Origin of the sequence: Novipirellula rosea (genome assembly GCF_039541335.1) — a bacterium.
In the GTDB taxonomy this organism is placed as follows: domain Bacteria; phylum Planctomycetota; class Planctomycetia; order Pirellulales; family Pirellulaceae; genus Novipirellula; species Novipirellula rosea.
Genome location: NZ_BAABGA010000056.1, coordinates 1 through 7,412, shown reverse-complemented (window position 1 = coordinate 7,412; position 7,412 = coordinate 1). Strand labels below are relative to the sequence as shown.

Below are 7,412 nucleotides of genomic sequence, written 5' to 3'. Positions count from 1 at the left end.
CCGGTGAAGCTTGGGACAGCACGCTCAATCGCGGCTACAACCGAGCCCGCTGGTACGACGCCAGCGCCGCCCAATGGAACCGCCTCGATCCGTTCAGCGGCAACATGCAAGACCCACAAAGCTTGCACAAATACGCTTATGTGCATGGAGACCCTATTCAGGGCTTGGATCCGAGTGGGTTATTCACAACGGGGGAGATGTCGGCGGCGATTGCCGTCGCTGTTGGAGTCGTAGGTATCGGAGCGTTAATTTACGGCAATTATCTTGAGGCCGAGAAGAACAAGAACAAACGTACTGCGTTTATCGACGCGTTGAAGGCACGCCAAAGCCAAGACATGAAGACGCTGGAACGTGATCGCGAGAAAGCGATTATGCATCTCGATTCGGCTATCAGCAAATTAGAAAATGGCAATCATCAGAATCGCTTCTATGCGTACTTTCGCAATGCATCGCCTTCAGAGGTGAAAACAAGACTCGAAGGCATACGTGATTCGCTTGATTCAATAACATTCATGAATCGCCGAGCAGTAACGTGGGATTATGCACACCCAGAGTTCGGGGAAACAGATGAGCAAAAACGTGATTTAGCGGTTATATTGGCAAGAGGCGGGAACGTTGCTGGAGTGTTCCCGAATGACGGAAAGATCAAAATTTACGTTAATGAAACGAAATATTTTCGACTGTCGGGAGACGGAGCCGGGCGGACACGCGCGGAAACATTGATACATGAGATGTCACACGAATTGTACAAAACTGATGATCTCGCCTTGCAGCGGACTCCGTCTGGATTTGAAAGCGCGCCATCGCGGCGACAACTTATAGACTGGGCCGCTGCAAACCCCGATGACACACTTAATAGCGCATACACATACGGATATTTTGTGGTTTGGGGATGGCAAGAAGCTACAAGCGTAATTTCTGGACCCTGGCAACCACCGACAGATTGATGAAATGGCATTGCTGTATAGGCATTGGCAACAATAGCAAGTTCGATTCACTATGAAGTCTCGTAACCGAATGAAACTCGTTGTACGAGGGTAACGTAATGCGATTTTCGATATACCACATTTTCGCATTTACCGGAGCGACAGCTTTCCTTTTTTACTCGATCAGTCGGGGAGCCTTTTTCTATGGGGAAACGGGCGTGATTGTGTTTGCGGCTGTCGCAATTGTTATCCTTGCGGCTGTGTCCTTAGCAGCGATACGTTGGAAGCATTCCAATACGACACAACAAGTGATTCTCTCTCTCGTGTTCTTGATCTCAATCGCATTTCTTTTCAATCCACATTTGATAGTCGATAAACATGAACTGTTGAAAAGGAACGCGCGCATCGAGAGGAAGGTGCGTCGCATTAAGCAAATATTGGCTGATGACGATCGTTTTAGTCAAATCGAACTCTCTTATTGTCGTTTCTTTCACGACGACGGGTCAAGCCATTACGAAACACTTTTTGTCACCGGCGAAGTTGCGAACGTAGATATTGATGAGTTGCGACGTCGCATAACGGGAAAACCATCTTTGCTGAATCTAAAAATTGCGTCAAACGACTATTGTTTTGTGACCTGGAATATCCAGGTCACCGACGCGAAGCAACAATCCACAGGGTCAATAGATCCAGCTAGTGGCTTCGATTGAAGGGATTCGACGGGGTCAGACCAGGTTTTCGGTATTCAGCCGGAGCGATCAAATGGGTCAGGTCTCTTAGATGAGTGCAATGCCGTCTGCACCGGCGGCTTAGCGGCGGCTCGGGGGTCACGAAGTTCGCCGTTTCTTTCGGCTGGATGCCAACCGCGCGAGTTGGTTTTAGCTGCTATCGAAAACGAAACGGTCGCCGGTCGCCGCCGCGCGTTGATGCGGCGGTCGTGGGCAGCTAAAATGCACGCAGACGACAAGCGACTAAAGAAAAAACGCATCGAGTGTGACCCCGCTCCAGCCCAAAAAACCGCGTCGAGCTTTTTTTAAGTCCGACCCGAAACGCACCGGGCAAAACTGATCTTTGACAAGTAAATCACGACGAGAATTACGACGACAGCGGTGAAACCGCGTCAGAGTTACTTCTTTGCACAAGTACGCCTACGTGCATGGGGACCCGATTGGGGGTGCCGATCCCAGCGGAAGAATGCGTGGGATTGCCGTAAGTCTGGTAAGCGTTGCGATTGTCGGCGCACTTTTGGCGGGCGCATACCGAGCAAACTATGTTTCTAATTTCAATCGAGACGCATTTTCGAGTCTTTCCACTGGAGTCTTTAGCGTTGAAACAACTCAGTACGACCTACCAAGTGGTCAGGTAATTGTCCGACTAGGCGGCGTTAAGCAAATACAGCAACGCGACGACGGGATACGTCGTTTTTTGGGTGGCGAGCAGCCAATCGAAATCGCCTTTTCACCAAACGCACGTCTTGGAGGCAACGTCTCATTCATCCAACTAGTACGAGGCAAGTACAATACATATAGTGACGCGCGTATGCGGATAGAGCGAACTCATCCACAATCAGGTCCTGACGGATGGCACGTGGACTCCAACAATCATCCGCATGCATTCTATCGTGGGGATCGCTCCGATTCACGCATGGGAAGCAACCCGTTCAGGCATCACATTAAGGATGCCCCTTCTATCCTGATTGATGGTCCCGGTTCTCGTGAGTCGCAGAATGACTTCATGACGCTCGCGTTCACGAGTCGCGGCGACGAACTTCACTTCTTGGGGGGCATAAAGTGGACAGTAAAGTTCACAAGTGTTTCATACCCGCAAAAACCTTTGGTTGGAAAGGCGTGGTCACAAAATGCGAACGCAACCGAAGTAATGGACATTGACCCAATCGAAACTTTGCCTCAAGAAACACTCGGTGCGGTTGAACGCTTCTATGCAAGTCGAGGGTACGACGCCCCATTTGTATTTCCTTCGCGATAATAGATCATGAAAAAAAAAACGGTCAGTATATTAGCTCTGATTCTTGTTACCACTACTTGTTTCGTCGGAGACAGGGTGGCTAAAAGATCGTTCTTGTTTGATGAGAACGTTTCGCTGATCTCAGCAAAACAAATCATGTCACCGGACTTCGTTCCTGAAGCAAAGTTGTCTCTCGCCTATTTGGCGCGTCAGCTGGAGAAAAACGCATGGGCGAAATGTGTTGTAACGAACAAATCGTTGACTTTGAATGAATGCGAACGTCTGGGAGAAATTGAAACACTACTTCGCCTTGACCTAAGCCATTGCCAACTTCCGACAGGCGGCCTTACCCTCATCATCGGCGGAAATAAACGCCTTCACTATTTGATACTCGAAGAGACAAGGGTTTCCGTCAAAGAGTTAGAGAGTGTGTGCAATCATCCCTCAATATACAAAGTACTAACTTCCAAGCCTCAGTTATCACGGATAAGACAGCGTCTCGATTTTGATTGCCGCGAAAAGTTTGTAAGCCTGAATACAATTTTGATTTGAGAGGTTAAGGAGCGATCAAATGGGTCAGCGCCGGTCTTTAATTTCGTCAAGTGTCAAAACGAAGTATTTTGATTTCCCTTGTCGCTTTGAACTGCGCTGCATTGGGGGCCAGCCCCCAAACCCCCGGGATTTTTTTGGCATGACGATGGTGTTCAATGATGTTTTCATGGTCGCGGTATCAAGTCGGAACTATCATGGAAGTGTTCAGTGAAACGTAACAGGCGCTGTGGGGACACAACCTGCCAGGGATAGCTGAGCCGAGGGTGCGTCAATGACGTCCACGTTGAGCGTCTGGATTGGAAGCAATTCAGACGCTCGTTTTGTTTTCCCACAACTGATCGGTTTTGATCAGTAGATTCAGTATCGTGATGAACTTTCGCATGCAGGCGACAATGGCAACCTTGGATGCTTTACCTTGCGATTTGAGGTGTGTGTAAAACGCTTTGATCGCCAAGTTGTGGCGGATTGCGACGATCGTTGCCATGTACAGCACACGCCGCACTTGGCCCCGGCCACCACCGATGAATCGCTTGCCGGATTTTTTGCCAGAATCACGATTGATTGGCGCAACACCAACGAGCTTGGCTATTTCACCCCGATTCAGTTTACCAAGCTCGGGAAGCTCAGCGATTACGGTTGAGACCATCACGGGACCGACTCCTTTGACGGACTGCAAAATCTCGATTGTACGTTGATTTGCCTTGTCTGACTTGAGCATCTTGGCTAATTGCGAATCAATGTGTTTTAGCTGCTTTTTAAGCACGTCGAGCACAACACGGATGCTTTGCTTGGCGTCATCATCCCACGATTGCTTGAGGCGATTGTTCTCTTGGGTGATCAGTTCGAGCAACTGGTTACGGCGAGCAACCAGTGCGCCATGCTTCAGCTCATGATCGGACTTAGTAGCCATCGGTTTAGGTACGACAACCTCGGCGTACTTCGAGATCACTTTGGCATCAATGGGATCTGTCTTCGCATCCAAACCGATCCCTTTCGCGAAGTCGCGAATTCGTCTCGGGTTGATAACAGCCGCTTCAATCTTGTGACTAGCAAGATGCTTTACGAGCAAATACTCATAGCCACCAGTTCCTTCCATCACGACCATTACACTTCGTTTCTTTTTTTCAAGTTGCAAACAAAACACAGCGATGGCTTCATCCGAGTTTTCAATCTGCAACGCCTCCTTTGTATCAGGGCGATAGATATCGAGAGTCGCCTTGGAAACATCGACACCAACAAAGATCTTGGTAGACTTCACGTAAGAATTCATAAAATCCCAGCCTAGTAAATTCGAGCTTGCGCGTGCGCAGCTCCTGCGACGGTTCGGGTTTGAAATGAACGCCTTGCGATCACGCTGACCCACGGTCTCAAGTACCCAGGTCTATTCGATCTACAAGACGTTTGGAAGCATCTGTTTCCATTGGACATCGTAATCCAATCTCGCGAATACGCTGCCATTGCTAGATACTAGGACTCTTAGATGAGTAAACCAGATGCTGCACCGGCGTCTTTGCGACGGCTTGGCGGACACGAGGTTCACCGTTTCTTTCGGCTGGATGCCGACCGCGCGAGTTGGTTTTAGCTGTTATCGAAAACGGAACGGTCGCCGCCGCGCGTTGCTGCGGCGGTCGTGGGCAGCTAAAATGCACCCAGACAAAAAGCGACTAAAGAAAAAAACGCATCGAGCGTGACCTCGCTCCGACCCGAAAACGCGCGCCGAGCTTTTTTTAAGATCGGCGGGAAACGCACCGGGCAAAACTGATCTTTGACAAGTAAATCACGACGAGAATTACGACGACAGCGGCGAAACCGCATCAGAGTTACTTCTTTGCACAAGTACGCCTATGTGCATGGCGATCCGATCGGGGGAATAGATCCAACAGGACTTTCTAGCAGCATGGAGCTGAGCATGACGATGTCGATTGGCGCCGGGATGACGGCTGGTCAAGCATACGCGGCCCTAGCGTTTGGATCAGCAGCATACATAGCAATTTCGTCTGGTCTTCTCAGCGATGCGGTTGATTTAATGGGAGATGCATTGAGCCAAGTCGGAACTGGTGTCGCTTACGTTTACCATTTCCTGCAAGCAAGCGTCTTTGAGATTGCTCGTTATGTACGAGATGTATTAGAAGAAATAGCGACTCACCTGCGAAAAACGTGGCAAGAAATAAAGCGTTTTCCAAAGTTCTACCTACCTGAGGATTTTTGGCCAGAAGTCTACGACTTCAAGGTTGACTATCTCCAACGTAACCCTTGGGCATTTTTATTGAATTACAACGGTCCTGGCGCAACTAGAAATCCAAATCACCCGACAAACGTTAACCGAGCTTGGGTAAAGACAAACTTCCAAAGGCCGATCCCACCATGGAACACACAGCTTGACGAGTTTCCCTACGCGTCAAGCTGGCAAGGTGGACAGCCGTTTGCAGAAGGGAGGTACGTCAATGCTGGGCAGAACCACCAAGAAGGTTTGGCGTTGAACACGTTCTATCGCAAGCGACTTAGATACGGTGGTGGTCGACCCTTTTTAGTGGTTCCAATTCCATCGCTAGTGGCAATTGCTCACCTATTTGACTAACACGAAAGGCATCACCAATGGATTATGAAACTATATCAACTGATGAGAACAACCCGACATCAATTCGGTTGTTTGCGGAAGACGAAGCGTTCTTGATTCTCTGCAATCCTTCCGCGACACTGGAATATCAGCAGGCCATGGATATTGATTGGCCAGAAATAAGGGAGTTGGGATACTGGGAATTTGATGATGCCCTTTTATTAGTGGCGAAATCGGACACGTTGTCGCTACGCTTTGATTTCGTTTTGCTTGAGAACATAGCGAGAGAGCGTTCGCGTGATTCATTATTTCTTGAAACCGAATTTTCGATTGAAGACGGGTTTTTCGACAGTGAAGGAGAGTTGATTGTGGAAGTCCCGACCGGGCACTATAAAGTCTTGGTCGAACGCTTCAACGCTGGGATTCATGATGTTGACTCGGCTAGCCTTGACAATAGTGCCTTCCTATCACGCAGCGAGTGGGAGCGATGTGTGATAACGTTGGTTCAGTGAGCGACCTAAAACCGGGAAAAGCAAAGGTGTCCGAGAAAAACAAAGCACTGTCATGGCCGCGAGAATTCAAATGGGGCAGGACTCCTTGATTTGCATCATCGAACACCAGTGACGATCCGCAAGTCGATACCGACTACCGCTTTGACCTGCTTGGCCGTCAACGCGCCCAGCTCACATTCGCGCCTGGCGACGCGGTTCCCGACCTGATCACGGCCTATACCTTTGATGAACTCGGTCGGCTGGACACACAAGTTGACACCGATGGGGCCAGCAACGTCCTTGCCTCGTACGACTACACTGTCCGTCCCGACGGCAAACGTACGTCGGCTAGCGAAACCTTCTGGATCGACGCTAACGATGACGGTAATCAGGACGCAGGTGAGTTGGAAACAACCACCACGACCTGGGCTTACGACGACATGGGACGTTTGACCGATGAAGTTATCGACCACTGGGACAACAACTTTGATCAAACCGAGTCCTACGAGTACGACTTGACCGGCGACCGCGTCGCACTCGATCGTGACCTTGGCAATAACTCGAGCATCGACGAGTCGATCGAGTATCGCTATGACGCGAACGATCGACTGTTTGCTGAATTGTCCGACGCCAGCGCCGACACGACGACGATCTACCTGTACGACCAAACCCAGCAAACGGCCAAGACGGCTTACACCGGCCTGCTGGACGACACAACGGTCAATGCGTTGGCCGCTGAGGGCAGTGACAGCGCGCAGCAGCGAGTGTCTTCGCAGAGCTTTACGTACAACTTGCAAGGCCGGATGAATCAGGCGGTCGTCGATGTCTACGATGGCAGCGGTAACCTCCAAACACGAACGAGGTCAACATACGAGTACGACCGGCGTTCTTTCCGTGTCGGTCAAACGGTCGAGAACTGGA

General features: G+C 49.9%; 8 protein-coding genes. 7 read left to right on the top strand and 1 reads right to left on the bottom strand.

The genetic code is table 11. The features are described from left to right. From ABD971_RS22190 to ABD971_RS22175, 4 genes are all read left to right on the top strand, one after another. On the top strand, nt 1-947 hold a 947-nt coding region (locus ABD971_RS22190), incomplete at its 5' end, for an RHS repeat-associated core domain-containing protein (protein ID WP_345325673.1). A 98-nt stretch (nt 948-1,045) separates the two neighbouring features. After that, complete coding sequence (locus ABD971_RS22185; RefSeq protein WP_345325671.1) at nt 1,046-1,636, top strand: hypothetical protein; 591 nt, start codon at nt 1,046-1,048, stop codon at nt 1,634-1,636. Between the two features lie 484 nt (nt 1,637-2,120). Then, nucleotides 2,121-2,912 (top strand): hypothetical protein, encoded by a 792-nt coding sequence (locus tag ABD971_RS22180; protein WP_345325669.1) that lies wholly within the window; start codon nt 2,121-2,123, stop codon nt 2,910-2,912. 6 nt (nt 2,913-2,918) lie between these two features. Continuing rightward, nucleotides 2,919-3,443 carry a hypothetical protein gene (locus tag ABD971_RS22175; protein WP_345325667.1) on the top strand — a complete coding sequence of 175 codons (525 nt, stop codon included), beginning with the start codon at nt 2,919-2,921 and terminating at the stop codon, nt 3,441-3,443. 307 nt (nt 3,444-3,750) lie between these two features. On the opposite strand, the gene ABD971_RS22170 is transcribed toward ABD971_RS22175, so the two are convergent. Next, nucleotides 3,751-4,701: an IS110 family RNA-guided transposase gene (locus tag ABD971_RS22170; protein ID WP_345325665.1), complete on the bottom strand. Its 951-nt coding sequence runs from the start codon at nt 4,699-4,701 to the stop codon at nt 3,751-3,753. Between the two features lie 651 nt (nt 4,702-5,352). Here ABD971_RS22170 and ABD971_RS22165 point away from each other — a divergent pair. From ABD971_RS22165 to ABD971_RS22155, 3 genes are all read left to right on the top strand, one after another. Continuing rightward, nucleotides 5,353-6,021 (top strand): NucA/NucB deoxyribonuclease domain-containing protein, encoded by a 669-nt coding sequence (locus ABD971_RS22165; protein ID WP_345325663.1) that lies wholly within the window; start codon nt 5,353-5,355, stop codon nt 6,019-6,021. A gap of 17 nt (nt 6,022-6,038) precedes the next feature. Then, nucleotides 6,039-6,512: a hypothetical protein gene (locus tag ABD971_RS22160; RefSeq protein WP_345325661.1), complete on the top strand. Its 474-nt coding sequence runs from the start codon at nt 6,039-6,041 to the stop codon at nt 6,510-6,512. A 383-nt stretch (nt 6,513-6,895) separates the two neighbouring features. Then, nucleotides 6,896-7,412, top strand: a 517-nt coding sequence (locus ABD971_RS22155; RefSeq protein WP_345325659.1) for a hypothetical protein, incomplete at its 3' end; no start/stop codon positions are given.